Source organism: Xanthomonas sp. SHU 166, assembly GCF_000364685.1.
Classification (GTDB): domain Bacteria; phylum Pseudomonadota; class Gammaproteobacteria; order Xanthomonadales; family Xanthomonadaceae; genus Xanthomonas_A; species Xanthomonas_A sontii.
The window spans coordinates 1-450 of record NZ_AQOJ01000658.1; the positions used below are offsets into that span (position 1 = coordinate 1).

2 pseudogenes are annotated in these 450 nt (G+C 72.4%); both read right to left on the reverse strand.

Going from position 1 to position 450, the window contains the following annotated elements:
- Positions 1–331 (reverse strand): annotated as a pseudogene (locus D180_RS15720) (hypothetical protein); the annotation flags it as partial.
- Positions 328–450, reverse strand: a pseudogene (locus D180_RS24815) (VWA domain-containing protein); the annotation flags it as partial. The pseudogenes D180_RS15720 and D180_RS24815, both read right to left, overlap by 4 nt.

The following is a 450-nucleotide window of genomic DNA, read 5'->3' on the forward strand; positions in this document are numbered from 1 at the left end:
CGTCGATCTGCGCGGACAGGTCCAGCGCGATCACCAACGGCGTGCGCGCCTGCCACAGCGGCTGCTGTTCCTGGCGCCAGCTCGGTCCGGCCAGCGCCAGCACCGCCAGCGCATAGCCCAGCGCGCCCAGCAACAGGCCGGCACTGCCCTTGGCATCGCCACGCGCGAGCAGATGCGGCAACAGATGCGGGTCCACCGTGCGCCGCCAGATGTCATGGCGCCGCCGCCGGCGCCACCAGCTCCAGCCGAGCAACGGCAGCAACAGCAGCGCCCACAGCCATTCGGGGCGCAACAGGTGCAATGCCTGGAGGAACTCCATCGCGCGGGTCATTGCCGCCTCCAGGGCCAGATGAAGGACAGCAACGCCAGCGCCAGCGCCGCCGCCAGCGGCCAGGCGTAGCGCTCGATCCGCGGCCGCACCGCCGGACCGGCCGAACGCACCGGCTCGAG